Origin of the sequence: Anaeromyxobacter sp. K, from assembly GCF_000020805.1 — a bacterium.
GTDB lineage: Bacteria > Myxococcota > Myxococcia > Myxococcales > Anaeromyxobacteraceae > Anaeromyxobacter > Anaeromyxobacter dehalogenans.
Genome location: NC_011145.1, coordinates 3,087,060 through 3,104,413 on the forward strand (window position 1 = coordinate 3,087,060; position 17,354 = coordinate 3,104,413).

The 17,354-nt window shown below is 75.0% G+C and carries 18 protein-coding genes and 1 pseudogene; 11 read left to right on the forward strand and 8 right to left on the reverse strand.

The features are described from left to right. Nucleotides 1–290 precede the first annotated feature (290 nt). Nucleotides 291–1,037, reverse strand: coding sequence for a cyclopropane-fatty-acyl-phospholipid synthase family protein (locus ANAEK_RS13900; protein WP_012526766.1), 747 nt, complete (start codon nt 1,035–1,037; stop codon nt 291–293). Between the two features lie 738 nt (nt 1,038–1,775). On the opposite strand from ANAEK_RS13900, the gene ANAEK_RS13905 reads away from it, so the two are divergent. Together ANAEK_RS13905 and ANAEK_RS13910 are read left to right on the forward strand one after the other, a co-directional pair. Beyond that, on the forward strand, nt 1,776–2,348 hold the full coding sequence (locus ANAEK_RS13905; RefSeq protein WP_232288214.1) for a hypothetical protein: 573 nt from the start codon (nt 1,776–1,778) through the stop codon (nt 2,346–2,348). Between the two features lie 531 nt (nt 2,349–2,879). Next, nucleotides 2,880–6,233: a PKD domain-containing protein gene (locus ANAEK_RS13910; RefSeq protein WP_012526768.1), complete on the forward strand. Its 3,354-nt coding sequence runs from the start codon at nt 2,880–2,882 to the stop codon at nt 6,231–6,233. A gap of 23 nt (nt 6,234–6,256) precedes the next feature. Here the strand turns inward: ANAEK_RS13910 and ANAEK_RS13915 are convergent, their stop codons facing one another. The 4 genes from ANAEK_RS13915 to ANAEK_RS13930 form a co-directional block, all read right to left on the reverse strand. Further along, nucleotides 6,257–7,483 (reverse strand): hypothetical protein, encoded by a 1,227-nt coding sequence (locus tag ANAEK_RS13915; protein ID WP_232288215.1) that lies wholly within the window; start codon nt 7,481–7,483, stop codon nt 6,257–6,259. 45 nt (nt 7,484–7,528) lie between these two features. Beyond that, the gene (locus ANAEK_RS13920; protein ID WP_232288216.1) at nt 7,529–8,329 is read right to left on the reverse strand and encodes an AraC family transcriptional regulator; all 801 of its coding nucleotides are present in this window, start codon (nt 8,327–8,329) and stop codon (nt 7,529–7,531) included. Nucleotides 8,330–8,392: 63 nt separating this feature from the next. Beyond that, entirely contained in the window at nt 8,393–8,800 is a 408-nt protein-coding gene (locus ANAEK_RS13925; RefSeq protein ID WP_012526771.1) for a low affinity iron permease family protein, read from the reverse strand. A gap of 77 nt (nt 8,801–8,877) precedes the next feature. Next, on the reverse strand, nt 8,878–9,507 hold the full coding sequence (locus ANAEK_RS13930; RefSeq protein ID WP_012526772.1) for a DUF2845 domain-containing protein: 630 nt from the start codon (nt 9,505–9,507) through the stop codon (nt 8,878–8,880). Nucleotides 9,508–9,642: 135 nt separating this feature from the next. Between ANAEK_RS13930 and ANAEK_RS13935 the strand changes: the two genes are divergently transcribed. Beyond that, nucleotides 9,643–10,047 (forward strand): universal stress protein, encoded by a 405-nt coding sequence (locus tag ANAEK_RS13935; protein ID WP_012526773.1) that lies wholly within the window; start codon nt 9,643–9,645, stop codon nt 10,045–10,047. Here ANAEK_RS13935 and metF read toward each other — a convergent pair whose 3' ends face one another. Beyond that, nucleotides 10,048–10,950 (reverse strand): methylenetetrahydrofolate reductase [NAD(P)H], encoded by a 903-nt coding sequence (gene metF / locus ANAEK_RS13940; protein WP_012526774.1) that lies wholly within the window; start codon nt 10,948–10,950, stop codon nt 10,048–10,050. A 93-nt stretch (nt 10,951–11,043) separates the two neighbouring features. Here metF and greB point away from each other — a divergent pair. The 4 genes and pseudogenes from greB to ANAEK_RS13960 all read left to right on the forward strand — a co-directional run bounded on the left by greB (nt 11,044) and on the right by ANAEK_RS13960 (nt 13,346). After that, nucleotides 11,044–11,534 (forward strand): annotated as a pseudogene (greB, locus tag ANAEK_RS13945) (transcription elongation factor GreB). Next, nucleotides 11,531–12,040: a hypothetical protein gene (locus tag ANAEK_RS13950; protein ID WP_012526776.1), complete on the forward strand. Its 510-nt coding sequence runs from the start codon at nt 11,531–11,533 to the stop codon at nt 12,038–12,040. The pseudogene greB and the gene ANAEK_RS13950 overlap by 4 nt, the downstream one beginning before the upstream one ends. A gap of 119 nt (nt 12,041–12,159) precedes the next feature. After that, nucleotides 12,160–12,945: an endonuclease/exonuclease/phosphatase family protein gene (locus ANAEK_RS13955; protein WP_012526777.1), complete on the forward strand. Its 786-nt coding sequence runs from the start codon at nt 12,160–12,162 to the stop codon at nt 12,943–12,945. A gap of 110 nt (nt 12,946–13,055) precedes the next feature. Continuing rightward, the gene (locus ANAEK_RS13960; RefSeq protein ID WP_012526778.1) at nt 13,056–13,346 is read left to right on the forward strand and encodes a YtxH domain-containing protein; all 291 of its coding nucleotides are present in this window, start codon (nt 13,056–13,058) and stop codon (nt 13,344–13,346) included. A 3-nt stretch (nt 13,347–13,349) separates the two neighbouring features. Here ANAEK_RS13960 and yihA read toward each other — a convergent pair whose 3' ends face one another. Together yihA and ANAEK_RS13970 are read right to left on the reverse strand one after the other, a co-directional pair. Next, a complete protein-coding gene (gene yihA / locus ANAEK_RS13965) occupies nt 13,350–14,000 on the reverse strand; it encodes a ribosome biogenesis GTP-binding protein YihA/YsxC (protein ID WP_012526779.1) in 651 nt (216 codons plus the stop codon). A 9-nt stretch (nt 14,001–14,009) separates the two neighbouring features. Then, on the reverse strand, nt 14,010–14,534 hold the full coding sequence (locus ANAEK_RS13970; protein ID WP_012526780.1) for a cytochrome c family protein: 525 nt from the start codon (nt 14,532–14,534) through the stop codon (nt 14,010–14,012). A gap of 22 nt (nt 14,535–14,556) precedes the next feature. Between ANAEK_RS13970 and ANAEK_RS13975 the strand changes: the two genes are divergently transcribed. The 4 genes from ANAEK_RS13975 (at nt 14,557) to ANAEK_RS13990 (ending at nt 17,353) form a co-directional block, all read left to right on the forward strand. Then, on the forward strand, nt 14,557–15,045 hold the full coding sequence (locus ANAEK_RS13975; RefSeq protein WP_012526781.1) for a hypothetical protein: 489 nt from the start codon (nt 14,557–14,559) through the stop codon (nt 15,043–15,045). A gap of 8 nt (nt 15,046–15,053) precedes the next feature. After that, on the forward strand, nt 15,054–15,689 hold the full coding sequence (gene coaE, locus ANAEK_RS13980; RefSeq protein WP_012526782.1) for a dephospho-CoA kinase: 636 nt from the start codon (nt 15,054–15,056) through the stop codon (nt 15,687–15,689). Between the two features lie 7 nt (nt 15,690–15,696). Beyond that, nucleotides 15,697–16,848 (forward strand): SDR family oxidoreductase, encoded by a 1,152-nt coding sequence (locus ANAEK_RS13985; protein WP_012526783.1) that lies wholly within the window; start codon nt 15,697–15,699, stop codon nt 16,846–16,848. A gap of 97 nt (nt 16,849–16,945) precedes the next feature. Further along, the gene (locus ANAEK_RS13990) at nt 16,946–17,353 is read left to right on the forward strand and encodes a MaoC/PaaZ C-terminal domain-containing protein (RefSeq protein WP_012526784.1); all 408 of its coding nucleotides are present in this window, start codon (nt 16,946–16,948) and stop codon (nt 17,351–17,353) included. Nucleotide 17,354: the final 1 nt, after the last annotated feature.

Here is a 17,354-nt window from a genome sequence, read left to right on the forward strand (position 1 = left end):
CGCCCATCTCTGAACGCCCAGGGACCACGGCGCGTCCAAGGCTGTAACCGGGGTTCGAATCCCCGTGGGGTCACTGCTTCGTCGAAGGCTCTCGCCGGTCCCTGGGCCTCAGCGCGCGCTTCGCGCGCGAAGACGATGGGCTTCGCCCATCTCTCTGAACGCCCAGGGACCACGGCGCGTCCAAGGCTGTAACCGGGGTTCGAATCCCCGTGGGGTCACTCAGAATCTCGCAAACACCCGCTGGACTTGGCCTCCTCCAGCGCGCCCGTCTCCGCAGCGCTCCGCGCGCGTCAGCGCGCCATGAGCGCGAACACGCCCCAGCCCAGGTACTCGCGGGCGTACGCCGCGTAGCGTCCGGGCGCCGACGTCAGCTCGGCTCGAACCTCCTTCGCGAAGTCGTCGTCGGGATTCGCGTCGAGCCAGCGCCGCATGGTGAGCCACTTGGCGGCCTCGTACCGATCCCAGCTGTCCGGGTCCGCCAGGACCATCTCGACCACGTCGTGGCCCAGCGTGCCGAAGGACGCGAGCAGCTCCGGCAGCAACAGGAAATCCGAGCTGGAAGCGGCGCCGCATCCCCTGGCGACCTCGTGCGTCGGCGGCATCCGGAGCCAGTATGGCTCGCCGATGAGGACGATCCCTCCTGCGCGGAGACTGTTCGCCAGGAGCTCGAGCGTGCCGGCGACGCCTCCACCGATCCAGGTCGCGCCCACGCAGGCCGCCACACCGACCTTCTCCTCGGAGACGTAGCCGGCAGCGTCCGCGTGGATGAACTCGACCCGGTCGGCGACGCCCAGCTCGTCGGCGCGGAGCTTTGCCTGCCGCGTGAACGACGGGCTCAGGTCGATCCCGGTCCCGCGGATCCCGTGATCGCGTGCCCAGGTGCACAGCAGCTCCCCCGAACCGCTGCCGAGGTCGAGCACGCGCGTCGCCGGCTCCAGACGCAGCGCCGCGCCGAGCGTGGCGAGCTTCTCGGGCGTGAGCGGATTGTGGATGCGATGCGCGCTCTCGCTGATGGTGAAGATCCGTGGAATGTCCATCGCGGGAGCTCCTTCGAGGGCGCCGATGACGCACCTCGCGGCGAGGTGGTTGCCCCGGGTCGAGGGCGCACGTTACGCAGAGTACTACTCTCCGCCGCGGGCGTCCGCGGACGGGGCTCTGTCGGCATCGAGCCCCTTCTCTCGAAGCCGGGGGGCAGTGGGGGCGGGTCCTCGTGTGCGCTCCCGCCCTCGCCCGCTCTCGCGACGTGGCGAAGGAATGCTCGGCGCGGGACTTCGGTCGTAGGACGCGCGCGGATGGCGTCCGATGCACCTGGGCGCGGCTCGCAAACTCGGCCGCACGTATCGCTGACGCGACGTGCGGCCTCAGACATGCTCGCCGCGCACACCGGCTGACCCCGCGCGCGAGAGGTGGTTCTCGCGGGCTGCGCCTGCGCTGACAGTCGCGGTCGCGGGCGAGGGCGTCCGCGCTGCGGACGGGGTCCGAGGGACGCGGCTTCGAGGGATCCGGCTTCGAGGGATCCGGGGCGGAACGCGGGGCGCCCTTCACGGAGCGCGCCGGGCGGGCGCCGTGATCCGCGCGCGCGAGCCGCTGACGGCGAGCCCGCACGTGTCGTGAAGTTGGCCGTGCGCGAGCGGCGCGCCGGGGTTATCGGGTCGCTCCGTTCCGCCGATCGCCGGCCCTCGCATCACGCGGGCGGCCTGGACGACCCGGAGGGGGAGACGATGCACCCGCTCACGCATGCACGGGCCAGGCTGATCGCGTTCGGATTGGCGGCCATGGCTCCCTCCCTCCCGGCCATCGCCGAGACCGGCCGCGCTCCGCCTGCCGCCGCCGCACGCGCACCCACGGCGGACCGGGATGGCTCGCACGACTTCGACTTCGAGATCGGGACCTGGAAGACGCGGGTGAAGCGCCTGAAGGCCCCGCTCACCGGCTCGACCACGTGGCTCGAGTACGAGGGCACCACCGTCGTCAGGAAGGTCTGGGGCGGCCGCGCCAACCTGGTGGAGCTGGACGTCACCGGCCCGGCGGGCCGGATCGAGCTCCTCAGCCTGCGCCTGTACAACCCCGAGGCGCGCCAGTGGAGCCTGAGCGTCGCGAGCGTCCGCGGCGGGACGCTCGGCCCGCCCACGGTGGGCGAGTTCCGGAACGGACGCGGCGAGTTCTACTCGATGGAGACGATGGACGGCCGGTCCGTCCTGGTCCGCTTCGTGATCTCCGACGTCACCGCGGACTCGTGCCGTTTCGAGCAGGCCTTCTCCGTGGACGGCGGCAAGACCTGGGAGGTGAACTGGGTCGCGGTGGACACGCGAACGAAGGACGGCGCCGGCTCGGGCGCGGTGCGCTAGCAGGAAGTGCCGAGGCGGCGGGGAACGGTACCGATCCGTCGACCCACGGTCCCCTCCCGCGGCTCACCGCGGACCACCGCCGCCTTGCCCTCGAGGACACCGCGCCCCACGGGTCGTCCCGGCCGCCCGGTGAGACGCGGTGAACCTCGCGTCGCGGACGACCCGCGTCGTTCGACCCTGTAGAGCCCACTCGTCTCCCGGTGGCATGCTCGGGCCCGGTCGCCCGGGGCCGGCGCGACCGGGTCCCTCTCCCTCCACGAGCACGGCGTCGCAGGTCCGCGGCGCCCCGGTGGCTGTCGCTCGCCCCAGACGCACCGTCCGCGCGCGCGGACCGTGCGTCCGCAAAACGTACGCCGTCGCGGCACACGCCGGCACACGGGCCCACGCCGTCGCTTGATCGGGCACATCGACACCATGCGAGGGTGTCCCGTAAACATGGGACGCGATATCGCGGAGGTGAAGATGCGACACGGATGGTGTGGGCTTGCGGCAGCACTGCTGATCGTCACGGGATGTGGTGGGCCGACCGACATGACGGACACCGGTGGTGACGGCGTGGCGGCCGACCCCGCCGCGGCGACCGCCGCCACCCTGACGGTGCAGCCCGGTTTCCCGGTCGCAGCCGAGACGAACGGCCCCCGCACCGCCACGACGCCCAGCTACGCCGTCGCGGCCACCGACGTGGTCCTCGCCTTCGTCGCCTCCGACGCGCCCGCCGGCAACGCCGGCTTCTCGGTGGCCAACCGCTCCGTCACCGGCGGCACCCTTGCCTGGACCCGCGTCGGCTCCATCGCCAACACCCGCAACGGCGCCGTCGCCGTCTACCGCGGCACCCCGTCGGCCGCCCTCACCGGCGTCACCACCACCGTCACCGAGACCGGCGGCAACCAGGCATACATCTCCGTCATCGCCATCGCCGGCGCCGGCCAGACCCTCGGCGCGGTCACCGCCGGCGGCGGCTCGGGCAGCGCCGCCTCCCTCACCGTGAACGCCACCGCGGCCGGCTCCTGGATCTTCGCCGTCGGCGAGGACTGGCACAGCACCACCCGCCGCACGCTCTCCGCCACCACTACCCCCACCCTCGTCGACGAGCGCTCCGACCCCGCCCTCAACGACTACTGGGTCGAGCGCGCCACCACCGCCGCCGCCGGAGCCTTCCGCATCGGCACCTCCGCCCCCTCCACCGCCGACTGGAACATGATCGCCGTCGAGGTCCTGCCCGCGACCGCGACCTCCACGCCGACGCCGCCGCCGCCCGCGCCCACCGGCGTGAAGGCGGGCTTCCCGGTCGCAACGGAGACCAACGGCACCGGGACGGCGACGACGCCCAGCTACGCCCTCGCCGCCACCGACGTGGTCCTCGCCTTCGTCGCCTCCGACGCGCCCGCCGGCAACGCCGGCTTCTCGGTGGCCAACCGCTCCGTCACCGGCGGCACCCTTGCCTGGACCCGCGTCGGCTCCATCGCCAACACCCGCAACGGCGCCGTCGCCGTCTACCGCGGCACCCCGTCGGCCGCCCTCACCGGCGTCACCACCACCGTCACCGAGACCGGCGGCAACCAGGCATACATCTCCGTCATCGCCATCGCCGGCGCCGGCCAGACCCTCGGCGCGGTCACCGCCGGCGGCGGCTCGGGCAGCGCCGCCTCCCTCACCGTGAACGCCACCGCGGCTGGCTCCTGGATCTTCGCCGTCGGCGAGGACTGGCACAGCACCACCCGCCGCACGCTCTCCGCCACCACCACCCCCACCCTCGTCGACGAGCGCTCCGACCCCGCCCTCAACGACTACTGGGTCGAGCGCGCCACCACCGCCGCCGCCGGAGCCTTCCGCATCGGCACCTCCGCCCCCTCCACCGCCGACTGGAACATGATCGCCGTCGAGGTCCTGCCCGCGACCGCGACCTCCACGCCGACGCCGCCGCCGCCCACGCCGGTCGCCGCGCAGCCGTCCATCAGCCCGGCAGCGGGCACCTACGCGAGCAGCGTCACGGCCACCATCACCTGCCCGACCGCGGGCACCGTCCCGTACCGCACCACCGACGGGAGCGCGCCCACCACGTCCTCGACCCAGAGCGCGACCGCGACGTTCAGCGCCACCGGCACGCTCAACGCGATCTGCTCCGGGACCGGGTACTCGCCGAGCGCGGTCGCGTCCGCCGCGTACACGATCACGACGAGCACCGGCGGGACCGGCGGCACGCCCACCGGCACGCCGATGACCACCGCGCACCGGACGTCGGGCGTCGCGCCGCTGGCGGTCTTCTTCGACGCCGTGAACACCAGCGCCTCCGGCACCGCCGCGCCGTTCGCGTGGAGCAGCGGCGTGTACCAGCCGTCCGACCTCGAGGGGAGCCAGTACACCTGGAGCTTCGGGGATCCGGGCTCCGGGACCTGGAACGCAACCGGCAGCTCGAAGGACCAGGCCACCGGCTACACCGCCGCCCACGTCTACGAGACGCCCGGGACGTACACGGTGTCGCTCACCCAGACCGACACCACCGGGACGGTCCGCACCTACGTCCAGACCATCACCGTGACCGCGTTCGCCGGCACCACCTACTACGTGGCGGCGAGCGGCAACGACTCGGCGGCGGGCACCTCCGAGGCGACCCCGCTCCGCACCGTCGCGCGCGCCATGTCGGTCGCCCTGGCGACCTCCGGGCCGGTGAGGGTGCTGTTCCGCCGCGGGGACACCTTCCCCGTGTCCGCCGCGTATGCCATCACCAAGCCGGGCCCCGGCATCATCGGCGCGTACGGGAGCGGCAACCGCCCGATCTTCACGGTGGCCGAGCTCGGGGACGTGAACGTCTTCAGCCCGCGGGGCACCGGCGCCGACTGGCGCATCATGGACCTCGACATGCGCGGGCCGAGCCTCTCGACCGGAACCGGTCCGGTCGGCCCGGACGTCTCTCACCAGGGCGTGAACCTGCTCGTGCTGCGGCTGCGCGCGTCCAACTGGTACGTGGGGATCGGCTGGGGTGACTGGACGCCGATCTACGCGACGCCGCACGACGGCATGTTCGTCGTGGACAGCGAGTCACCCGGCAACGGCGGCTACGGCATGTACCTCGGCGGACGCAGGATCGCCCTGCTCGGCAACGTCGTGAGCGACCCCGTCCAGACCCACGTCTGCCGGGTGTGGCAGGCGCACAAGGGCGTGTTCTCCAACAACGCGCTGCTGCGGCCGGGCGGGCAGCGTCACGCCCTGAAGCTGCACGGGCCGGTCATCAACGACGGCCGCCCGGAGACGCGCTGGGTGTCCATCACCGACAACTTCTTCCAGGCGAGCGGCACGTCGCAGTGGACCGTCTCGATGGGCTCGCCGAGCTCGGCCCTGTCCGAGAGCAGCCCGGTGTCGCACGTCGTCTTCGAGCGCAACCGCTTCGCCGGCTCGGCGTCGCTGGTCGCGGACATCGAGAGCGAGGCGAGCCACGTCATGGTGCGGAACAACGTGTTCGACGACACGGCCGCCTCGGCGGTGTCCGTGCTCTGGGCGCAGCGCAACACCGGCGTCCCCGCCCCGGACGACGTCCGCATCTACAACAACACCGTGTACGACGGCACCGCCGGCTCCGGCTCGGGGCTGCTGCAGACGAACTCGGGCGTCACGAACCTGCGCGTCCGCAACAACCTGTACGGCGCGGCCACGCTCTCGAGCGTCTCCCTGATCCAGGGCGCGGGCGGCGCGGGGTGGGCGGCCGACCACAACCTCGCCACCTCCTCGCCAGGGTTCGCGAACGCCGCCGGGGGCGACTTCTCGCTCGGCACCGGGTCGCCGGCGGTGGACGCGGGCGCGACCCTCCGCGACGCGGGGCTCGACTACCAGCTGTCGGCGCGCCCGCGCGGCGCCGGGTACGACCTGGGCGCGTACGAGTCGCGCTGAGGCCCGAGCGCGCCGGCGGCGGGTCACCGTCCCGCCGTCGGCGCCGCCCCGGCCAGCGCGCCGGGCCCCAGGAACGCCTCGACCGTGCGCGCGAGCCGCTCGCCGGTGAGGTCGCCGCGCCGCACGGCGTCCACCAGGAACGCCGGGACCACCACCGGGCCGCCCGCGGTCCCCTCGGCGCGCCGGAGCTCGACGTAGAGCGCGGCGGCGAGCACGTGCATGCCGCCGTCGTGCTCGCGCCAGTAGCCGGCCTGATCCGGGCGCCCGACGCCGAGCTGCTCCGCGATGACCGCCTCCATGGCCTCCACCACGTCCTCCTCCACGTAGCCCTCGACGGTGTTGTAGCCGAACGAGGGATCGTGGTGCTCCACGCGCGCCCGGATGAGCGGATCGGCCCCGAGCGCCGCCACCGCCTGCGCGATCTCGGGCCGCGAGGCATCGTACGGCGGGTGCATCATCTCGTGGATCGCGTTGCGGACCATCACGTCGGAGGGGAACGTCACGTCGGCGAGGAAGCGGGTCCCGACGATGCGGATCCCGTGCGGCCGCGCGAACGCGAGCACGTGGACGGTGATGCGGCGCGACGGGAGCGCCTTCCCGAGCCGCGCCTCGACGGCCGGGACGACGTCGTGAGCACGGAGGAACGGGGCCAGCTCGGCGATGCGCCGCTCGATCCGCGGGCGCGCCCGGCGCTCCCAGAAGCCCTCGAACCCGGCGCGGCCGAGCGCCTGGAGCGCGCGGATGAGGTGCGGCCGGGCGCGCTCGTAGGTGGCCCAACCCTCCTCGCTCCAGTACGGGGTGCGCTCGAGCGCGGCCCGCGCCCGCGCCGGCTCGCGCGCGACCCGGAGCAGCCACGCGATCGCGCCGCGCGCGCGCGGTGGCGCGGCGCCGAGCCCGCCCGCCTCGGCGGCCGAGAACACGAGGCCGAGGCGCGCCGAGACGATGCCCGCCGCCTCGTCCTTCAGGATCCGCTTCACGGCGCGAAAGGCCGCGCGCTCGGCGGGGGTGAACCGGGCGTCGAAGTGGCGGTACGCCTCCTCGAAGAACCGCACGTAGAACGGATCGCCGCCCAGCACGCCGATCAGGCAGAGCGCGTCGTAGGCGGGGGCCGCGGTGACCTCCCACTCGGTGACGCGAGGGGCGGACGAAGCGTGGACGGGCAGCGCGGAGGCCACGGCCGGCGCCGCGGCGGCGAGCGCGAGGGCGGAGAGGAAGGCGAGGCGGTCGGGGAAGGGGCGGCGTGCGATCATGGCCGCCGGCATAGCAGGCCGGCGGCGCCGCGGGCTTGTACCGGCTTAACCTCGGCGCGACGGCGCCCGCACACGCCCCATCCGCACGGCGCGGTACTGGCTGGGCGTCAGCCCGGTCGCCTCCCGGAAGCGGCGCGCCAGGTGCGGGTGATCCGCGAACCCGCACGCGGCCGCTGCCTCGGTCACCGTCCGCCCGGGCTCGGCGAGCAGGTCGAATGCGCGGCGAAGCCGCACGCCGGCCAGGAACTGGCCCACCGTGCACCCCAGCACGCGCCGGAAGGTGCGCGCCACGTGCACGGGGTGGACGCCCGCCTCCCGCGCCACGTCGGCGAGACCGAGCGGCTCGTCGGACCGGTCGTGCAGGAGCTCCACCGCCCGCCGGAGCCAGGCGGGCCGTCCCGCCTCCGGGGCGGCCGGGGCGAGCGCGGCGAGCTGCAGCGCCGCGTCCCCGGCGGCCGGACCGGCGCCGGACAGCGCCCGGAACAGCCCCAGCGCGGCCGCGTACGGCACCCCGCCGCGCGCCACGCGTCCGGCGCCAGCGGGCGCGGGCCGCACCCCCGCGTCCTCGAGCAGGCCGGGCGGCAGCTCCACGTTGAGGAGGTGCCCGCCCGAGGGCGAGAACCGGTCCTCGTGGGCCTCGCCCGGCGGGTGCCAGATCACGGTCCCGAGCGCGCAGTCGCGCTCGCCGGCGGCGGTCCGCTCCCGGTACGTGCCCGAGAGCAGGCACGACACGTAGGCGCGCTCGTGGCGATGCGGAGGCAGCGCCTCCCCGCCCGCGAACAGCGCCTCGGTCACCTCGAAGCCGCCCGCGCGCTGGCGGCGGACGATGTCGCCCAGGTACGCCACGGCCGGATCCATACGGCGAACGGCCCCGGGGCGCACGCGCACCGGTGGGCTGCCTCACCGCGCTCAGACGCCGGATCCCGCGGCGCCGCCGGCCTGCTTGGCCTCCTCCCGCGCCGTGGCCCGGGCCCGCACCTTCCGGAACTCGGCCTCGAGCTCGGTCAGCTCCTCGTCGGTGGCGTGCTCGAGGTCGGCGAAGATGTTCCGGGCCCGTCGCTGTGCGCGGATGAGCTCGTCGATCTTCAGGTGCAGCGCGCGGGTCTCGCGGTTCTGCGTCGCCTGGATGAGGAACACCATCAGGAACGTCACCACCGTCGTGCCGGTGTTCACCACCAGCTGCCAGCTGTCGCTGAAGCCGAACAGCGGCCCGGTGGCGGCCCAGACCACCACCGCCCCGAGCGCCACCAGGAACGCGCGGTGCGTCCCGACCACCTCGGAGATGAAGAAGGCCAGGCGATGGAACGCGTCCTTCACCGGGTAAAGGTGAGCACCGGACGGGCCGAGCGGCGCCAGGCGCAGCGCTGCGGGCGCCCGCGCGGCCGCCCGGCGCCCTAGGGCACGGTCGTCCCGTAGCCGCCGCGCTCCACGGCGATCACCTTCCCGCCTTCCAGGCGGGCGACGAGCGTGAAGCGCTGCGGCCCGAAGTCGAAGGTCCAGAGATCCACCGGCACCCGCACCTCGCCGGGCGGGCCGCCCTGCACCCCCTCCGGCAGCGCGCGCGGCTCGACGACCACGTCCTTCGCGAGCGGCTCCCCGCACCGGACCAGGAGGTCGAGCTTGCTCTCGCCCGCCCTCACCGCGGACGGATCGCAGCTCGCCCGCCCGGGGGGGCGCACCGCGGCCACGCGCTCGGGCGCATACCCGTACCCGCCGCGCTCGATCGCCACCACCTTGCCGCCCTCGACGGTGACGAGGTCGATGAAGCGCTGCGGACCGTGGTTGTAGGTCCATTGCTCGACGACCGCGATCGAGTCCTGGGACGCCCGGCCGGCGATCACGAGCACGCTGCGCTGGATCTCGCGCGCCTCGCGCAGCGCCGGCTCGCCGCACCGGGCGAGCAGGTCCAGCCTCGAGGCGCCGAGCTCGACCGTGCCGCCGTCGCACCGGAGCGACGACTCGCCCGCGCGGGCGGCGGGCGCGAGCAGCGCGAGGAGCAGGAGCACGAGGGGGCGGGCGTGCATGGGGGTCTCCGGGAGCGGGAGCACAGCGTACCACGGTCGGTGAACGCCCGGGGGCGCGGCGGGCGTGCGCGCGCCCCGCCGCCGCCCCGCTGCGCGCCGCGCCGGCGCGACCGCATCCTTCCGGCGGAGGCCGGCATGATCGAGATCCCCTGGAAGACCGTGTGCTGCCCGGTGGACCTGTCCGATGCGTCGCGCGCGGCGCTGCGCGTCGCGAGCGACGTCTGCCGGCGGCTCGACGCCTCGCTCACGCTGCTGCACGTGCAGGAGGGCGCGCCGGCGGCGGAGCGCCTGGCCGAGTGGCGCGCGGCGGCCGAGGCGGCGGGGGTGAAGCACGTCTCCGCGGAGGAGACCGGCGGCGATCCCGAGACCGCCATCGCGGAGTGGGTGGACGCGCACGGGGTCGACCTGGTGGTGATGGGCACGCACGGCCGCACCGGGCGGACGCACGCGCTGGTGGGCTCGGTGGCGGAGAGCACGGTCCGGCGGGCGCGCTGCCCGGTGATGGTGGTCCACGACGAGTGGACCGGCACGCTGCACTGATCAGCCGCGCCAGGGCTCGCAGGCCCGGAGCGCCGCCACGATGGCGCGCGTCGAGGGCGAGCGGTTCAGCGTGTAGAAGTGGATCCCGGGGGCGCCGCGGCGCAGCAGGTCCGCGCACTGCAGCGTGGCGTAGGCGACGCCCAGCTCGCGGGCGCTCTCCGGGTCCGCGCGCCGGACCTCCATCGCCGCCCGGAGCGGCGGCGGGATGGCGGCGCCGCACATCGCGGTGAAGCGCTCCACCTGCTCGACGTTGGTGAACGGCATGATCCCGGGCACCACCGGCACCTCGATGCCGCCGGCGCGCGCGCGCTCGACGAAGCGGAAGTAGTGCGCGTTCTCGAAGAACAGCTGCGTCACCAGGAAGTCGCTGCCGGCGTCCACCTTGAGCTTCAGGTGGCGGAGGTCCTGCGCCAGGTCCCGGGTCTCGGGGTGGCCCTCGGGGTACGCGGCGGCGCCCACGCAGAAGCGCCAGCGCTCCGGCTGCGACCGGATGAACGCGACGAGCTCGCTCGCGTGCGCGAAGCCGTCCGGGTGCGGGACGAACGCACCCTGCCCCCGCGGCGGATCGCCGCGCAGCGCCAGCACGTTCTGGATCCCGGCCTCCGCCACCTCGTCGAGCACCGCCGCGATCTCGTCGCGCGACGCGCCCACGCAGGTGACGTGCGCCATCGCCTCGACCTCGGCGTCGCGCTTGAGCCGCTTCACCAGCTCGATGGTCTTCGCCCGGGTGGACCCGCCGGCGCCGTACGTCACCGACACGTAGGCGGGGCCGAGCGGGCGCAGCGCCTCGACCGTCTCGAACAGGCCTCGCACCCCGTCGTCGGTCTTGGGCGGGAAGAACTCGAAGGAGAAGATGGGCTCGCCCCGCTCTCGGGCGAAGCGCAGGAGGTCGGTGATCCGCACAGGCCCGCGAGAGTAGCCCGGCCTGGCCGCGCGGCGCCAGCTTCCTGCGGTTGACAGCGGCGCCGCTCCGCGGGAATCGTTCGTCGCACCACCATGTCCAGGACGCCCCGGTACATCACGCCCGAAGGCTTCCGGCGCCTCGCCGCCGAGCACGCCCGCATCTGGACCGAGCTGCGGCCGCGCATCGTGGCCGAGGTCGAGGCCGCCGCCGCGCTGGGCGACCGCAGCGAGAACGCCGAGTACATCTACGGCAAGAAGAAGCTGCGGGAGCTGGATCGCCGCCTGCGCTTCCTCTCGGAGAAGATGGACTCGCTCTCGGTGGTCGAGCCGCGGGCCCACCCGGACGGCCGCGCCTTCTTCGGCGCCTGGGTGACCGTCGAGCAGGAGGACGGCCAGGAGCGGAGGGTCCGCCTGGTCGGGCCGGACGAGTTCGACGTCGCCGCGGGCTCATCAGCGTGGACGCGCCGCTCGGCCGGGCGCTGCTCGGCAAGCGCGAGGGCGACGTGGTGGTGGTGCACCGACCCGCCGGCATGGTGGAATTGACCGTGGTGGAGGTCTCCTGGTCGGACCCGGAGGGCGGATGACGATCGAGACGGATCGGGCGGCGCAGCGCGAGCGCGTCGAGCGCTTCGCCCGCGAGCACCCCGGCAGCGTGATGTACGACGGCGCCACCCTGCTCGACGTCTACTCGGGCAAGCCGCTCCACCTCGACTGGATGCGGGTGGCGCGCCTGGAGGAGCGCTCCGACGCGGAGACCGGGCGCCCTTACCTCGCGCTGGCGCGCGACGACGGGAGCGAGGTCGCGATGGCCGAGCAGGGCGTGGTGTTCCCGCCGTGCACCACCGGGACCGGGCCGCTGGACGGCCTCCCGCGCGCGGTCTGCTTCCGCGACCTGGCCCAGGCCGAGGGCCGGCTCACCCACTTCCTGCTCGACCACCCGGACGAGCGCCCGAGCGCCACGCACGTCTCTCTGTTCCTGTTCTGCCTGGCGGTGGTGGACGGCGCGCGCGCCGCCGGGTTCGACGTGTCGCGCGAGGAGCGGCGCCTCGAGGCCGTGCTGAACGAGCTCGAGGCGCGCAAGCGCGGCTGAGCGCGCCCCCTCCGCCCGCGGGTGCGCCGCGGGCGCGCGCGCCCCACCTTGCGCCCGTGGCGCGCGGCCGGCGTGCCCGGCCCCGGGCCGGGCGCCGCGCGGAGGGAGGGCGGGCGGGGGTGCGCTTCCGCGTGGTCACCTGGAACGTGCACGGCCTGCGCGGCGCGGGCCGCCGTCCCGATCCCGAGCGCATCGCCCGCGTGCTCGACGACATCGGCGCCGACGTGGCGGGGCTGCAGGAGGTCGGCGCGAGGCTCCCGGGCGCCGACGCGCACGCCGCCGAGGCGCTCGCGCGCCTCACCGGCCTGAACGGCGCGTTCGGCCCGACGCTCCAGCACGCGCGCGGCTTCGCGTACGGCAACGCCATCCTCTCCCGTCACCCCATCGACGCGACGCGCACCTACGACCTGTCGGTGCCCGGACGCGAACCGCGCGGCTGCCTGCGCGCCGATCTCGACCTCGGCCCGATGCGCGTCCACGTGTTCGCGGCCCACCTCGGCCTGCACTGGCGCGAGCGGCGGCGCCAGGCGGCCGCCCTGCTCTCGGCGGACATCCTGCGCGACGCCGCGCTCTCCCACCCGCTGGTGCTGGTGGGGGACTTCAACTCGCCCTCCGACCGCTCGGCGGTCCCGCGCTGGCTGCGCCGCACGCTCACCGACTGCGCCGTCGCGGCCGGCCGCCCCGCCGCCACGTTCCCGTCCGCCTGGCCGCTCCTGCGGCTCGACCGCGCCTACGTGGACGCCGCGCTGCGCGTCCTCGGCTGCGAGGTGATCCGGACGCCGCTCGCCCGCCGGGCCTCGGACCACCTGCCGCTCGTGGTCGAGCTGGAGCTCACCGAGGCCGCGCGCCGTCCGCCCGCCCCGCGGCCGGTCGAGGCGCCTGGCGTCCGGACGCGGACCGGGTGATCGCGCCGGCGACGGCGCGCGACCGCGTGTCCGGCCTCGGGGCCTCGATCGCGCCCCGCTCGATGCGCAGGCTGTGACGCGGGCCCGGGAGCGGGCGGGAGGGATACGACATGGCGATGTCCTGGAAGGCGATGAAGGGGATGCTCGACCGCGAGCTGCTCTTGAAGCGGATGGGGCTCGAGGAGCGCAGCCCGGCCGGCGACTTCTTCACCGGCCTCGGCCTGTTCTCGGTCGGCGTGCTGGTGGGCGCCGGGCTGGGCATGATGTTCGCGCCCCGCCGCGGCGAGGACCTGCGCGCGATGATGACGGACGCGTGGCGGCAGCGGACCGGCAAGCCGACGCAGGGGCCCGACTACCAGGCCATGGGCGCCGAGACGGCGATGCCGCCCCCGCAGCACTGACGGCTAGGCCGGCGGCTCCGCCTCGGCGGTCTGCGGCTCCTCGGCGGCGAGCGCCGCGAGCCGCGCCCAGAGCGCGTCGGTGCCGGTGCCCTCCACCGCGGAGAACGGCACCGCGTCACCGCGCGCCAGGCCGAGCGCGCGCTCGACCTGCTGGAGCGCGAGCACGCGGCGCGCCTTGGGCAGCTTGTCGGTCTTGGTCGCCGCGACCACGAGGCGCCGCCCCGCCGACACCAGGAACGCGGCGGCGTCCTCGTCGCTCTCCGAGGGCGGGTGGCGCGCGTCCACGATGAGCACCACCGCGCGCAGCACGTCGCGGTCGCGCAGGTAGTCCTCGATCATCGCCGTCCAGCGGTCGCGCTCGGCCCGCGCCACCTTGGCGTAGCCGTAGCCGGGCAGGTCGCAGAAGCGGATCGCGCGCGGGCGCGCCGCCGGCGTCGGCCGGTACGAGAGATCGAAGAACTGGAGCGCGCGGGTGCGGCCGGGGGTGGACGAGACGCGCGCCAGCCCCTTGCGCCGGGCGAGCGCGTTCAGCATCGACGACTTCCCCACGTTCGAGCGGCCCACGAACGCGATCTCGGGCGTGGCGCCGCGCGGCCACTCCTCGGGGCGGGTGGCGGTCTTGGCGAAGTCGGCGGAGACGACCTGGATCGGCACGTCGGGCTCCTAGCGGCCGCCGGGGCGGCGGGCGGGGGCCGGGGCTGGCCGCGCCGGCGCGCGGGGACCGGCCGGCGCCGCGGCATCGCCGGGTCCAGCGGTCCAGTGGTCGATGAGCGGCAGCTTCCGCTTCGGATCGAAGCGCAGCAGGCTCGGCGTCGAGTCGGTGTGGCAGGCGAGGCAGGTCTTCGGGCCCGGGTCCGCCAGGCCGACCGCGCGCGCCAGCTCGCGGTCGCGCATGACGTAGTCGGCCGCGTAGGCGCGCCCCGGGCCGTGGCAGGTCTCGCAGGAGACGCCGGCGAGCCCGTCCTCGCGATCGGGCGCGTGGCACGAGAGGCAGCGCGGGTCGTCGCGGCGCTCCGCCGGCAGCACCTCCAGCGCGCGCGCGTGCGGGCTCACCCGCCACCGCTCGTACGCCGACGGGTGACAGGCCTTGCACGCCTCGGGTCCCACCTTGTCGCCTGCGGCGCGCGCGGCGGGAGGCAGGGCGACGAGGACGGCGGCGAGGAGCGGGAGGCGGAGGTCGGGGAGCACGGGCGCCGGAGTATAATGCGCCATGCGCCTCGTCTGGCTCTCCACCGCGTTCCTGCTCGCCCTCGGCCCCGTTTCCGCCACCGCACGCCCGTGGAAGGGGGTCACCCCGGGCCTCACGGCGCAGGCCGAGGTGGTCGGGAAGTTCGGGGAGCCCACCGCCCGCACCCGCCGCGGGGCGCGCACCGTGCTCGCGTACTACGGGGACCAGGCGCTGGAGGGGACCAAGCAGGCGCAGTTCCACCTCGATCCGGCCGGGACGGTCCAGGAGATCACGATCTTCCTCACCGTGCCGCTCGACGCGGACACCATCGAGGGGACCTACGGCAAGCCCACGCAGAGGACGTTCGTGGAGGACACGTTCCAGAAGGTCTGGCTCTACCCGGCGCAGGGCGTGACCGTGTACTTCGCGAAGGACGGGAGCGTCGAGGCGCTCTCGTTCGCGGCGGGGCGGCAGAAGGCCGCGCCGGGCGCCGCGAAGCCGGCCGCGGCCGAGGCCGCCGCGACGCGCTGAGGCGGCGCGTGCGGGTCATCGGCCTCACCGGCGGGATCGCGACCGGCAAGAGCACGTTCGGCGCGCTGCTGCGCGCGCGCGGCGCGCCGGTGGTGGACGCGGACGCGCTGGCGCGGGCCGCGGTCGAGCCGGGGACGCCGGCGCTGCCGGAGATCGCCCGCACCTTCGGCGCGGAGGTGCTGCGCGAGGACGGCGCGCTCGACCGGAAGGCGCTCGCCGCCCGCGTGTTCGCGGACCCGGAGGCGCGGCGCCGGCTCGAGGCCATCACCCACCCCGCGGTCCGCCGCGCCATGCGCGAGGCGACCGATCGCCTGGCCGCGCAGGGTCACCCGCTCGCGTTCTACGACACGCCGCTGCTCTACGAGGTCGGGCTGGAGGCCCTGCTCGACGCGGTGGTGGTGGTGTGGGCGCCGCGCGACGTGCAGCGCGAGCGCCTGATCCGCCGCGACGGGCTCGACGCCGCCGAGGTCGACGCGCGCCTGGCCGCGCAGCTCCCCGTGGACGAGAAGGCGGCCCGCGCGGACTTCGTGATCGACAACGCCGGCGCCCCCGAGGCGCTGGCCGGCAAGGCCGACCGCCTGCTCGCGGACCTCCGCGCGGGCCGGGGGCGCAGGCTTCCCAACGCGCCCCCCGTGCGCTATTGACCGCGGCATGGGGACCGGCGCGCGCGTCCACTTCGTCACGGGGTACCCGGGCTTCATCGGGAAGCGGCTGGTGCGCCGCCTCGTCGAGGACGCGCTGCGGGCCGACGACCGCGTGGTGCTGCTGGTGCAGCCGCGCAACGCCGCCGCGGCGCGGGCCGACCTGGGCGCGCTCGGCGCGGAGCGGGCCGAGGTCCTGGAGGGCGACGTCGAGCAGATGCACCTCGGCCTCTCCGGCGCGGAGTGGAAGGCGCTCGCCCGCGAGGTGACCGACGTCTGGCACCTGGCGGCGCGCACCTGGCTGGGCGCCTCGCGCCCGGAGTTCCGCCGGGTCAACCTCGAGGGCACGCGCAACGTGCTGGAGCTGGGCCGCGCGGCCCGCCGGCTGCGCCGGCTCAACCACTTCTCCACCGCGTTCGTCTCCGGCGACCGGGTGGGCGTCATCCTCGAGGACGAGCTGGCCATGGGCCAGCGCTTCCACAACGCGTACGAGGAGACGAAGTACCAGGGCGAGCTGCTGGTCCGCGCGGCGCAGTCGGAGCTGCCCGCGACCATCTACCGCCCGAGCATCGTGGTGGGCGACTCCCGCACCGGCGAGATCGACCGGTTCGAGGGGCCCTACGCGCTCGCGATCCTGCTGGTGGCGTCGCCGCTGGCGGTCCCGCTGCCGCTCCCGGGCGACGCGGTGGCGCCGCTCAACGTGGTCCCGGTGGACTTCGTGGTGAACGCGGCGGTGGCCATCGGCGAGGCGCCCGCCGCGGCCGGGCGCACGGTGCACCTGGTGGACCCGGCGCCGCTCTCGGCGCGGCGCGTGTACGAGCTCATCGCCGCGCACGCGGGCAAGCGCCTGCCCTCGGTGTCGGTGCCGGCGCGCGTGCTCCAGGCGCTGCTGCAGCTCCCGCTGCTGGAGCGGCTCTCGCGCGTGCACCGGCCCGCCATCGAGTACGTGAACCACCTCGCGATCTACAACTGCCGCAACCTGCTCGAGCTGCTCGACGGCACCGGCGTCCGCTGCCCGCCCATCTCCAGCTACCTCGACCGGCTCATCGAGTTCGTGCAGGGGACGTTCGAGAAGCGGCGCGAGGCCGAGCTGGCGCAGCTCGCCGGCGAGCCCGACGATCCGCTCGACCCGCCCGCCCCGCCCGCGACCGGCGCCGCCTGAGCTCGCCCCGGGGCGCCCGCGCGGTGACGCCCCGCGTCGTGATTCCGAGGGGGTGCGCGGGCTTGTGCTCCGCCCGGACCTCCCTTACACGGGAGGGATGAAACGCCTCCAGGACTTCACCGTGGGCGACACCTTCGAAGCGGTCCGGGAGGTGGACTCGTACCGGCCGATCTACTACGCGGCCGCCTCCGGCGACTTCAACCCGATCCACATCGACCCGCAGGTGGGCCGCGCCGCCGGCTACTCCGGCGCGATCCTCCAGGGCATGTGCACGTTCTCCTGGCTGTCCGACGCGTGCGTCGCGTACCTGGGCGACCCGGCGCGGCTGCGCCGGATCCGGGCCCGCTTCACCAAGCCGGTGCAGGTGGGCGACGTGATCCGGTTCCAGGGCCGGTGCGTCGCGCTCGAGGGCCCGCGGATCGCGCTCGAGCTGGAGGCGACGAACCAGCGCGGCGAGGAGGTCCTGAAGGGCGCGGTGGCCGAGGGCCACCTCGGGGACGGGTGAC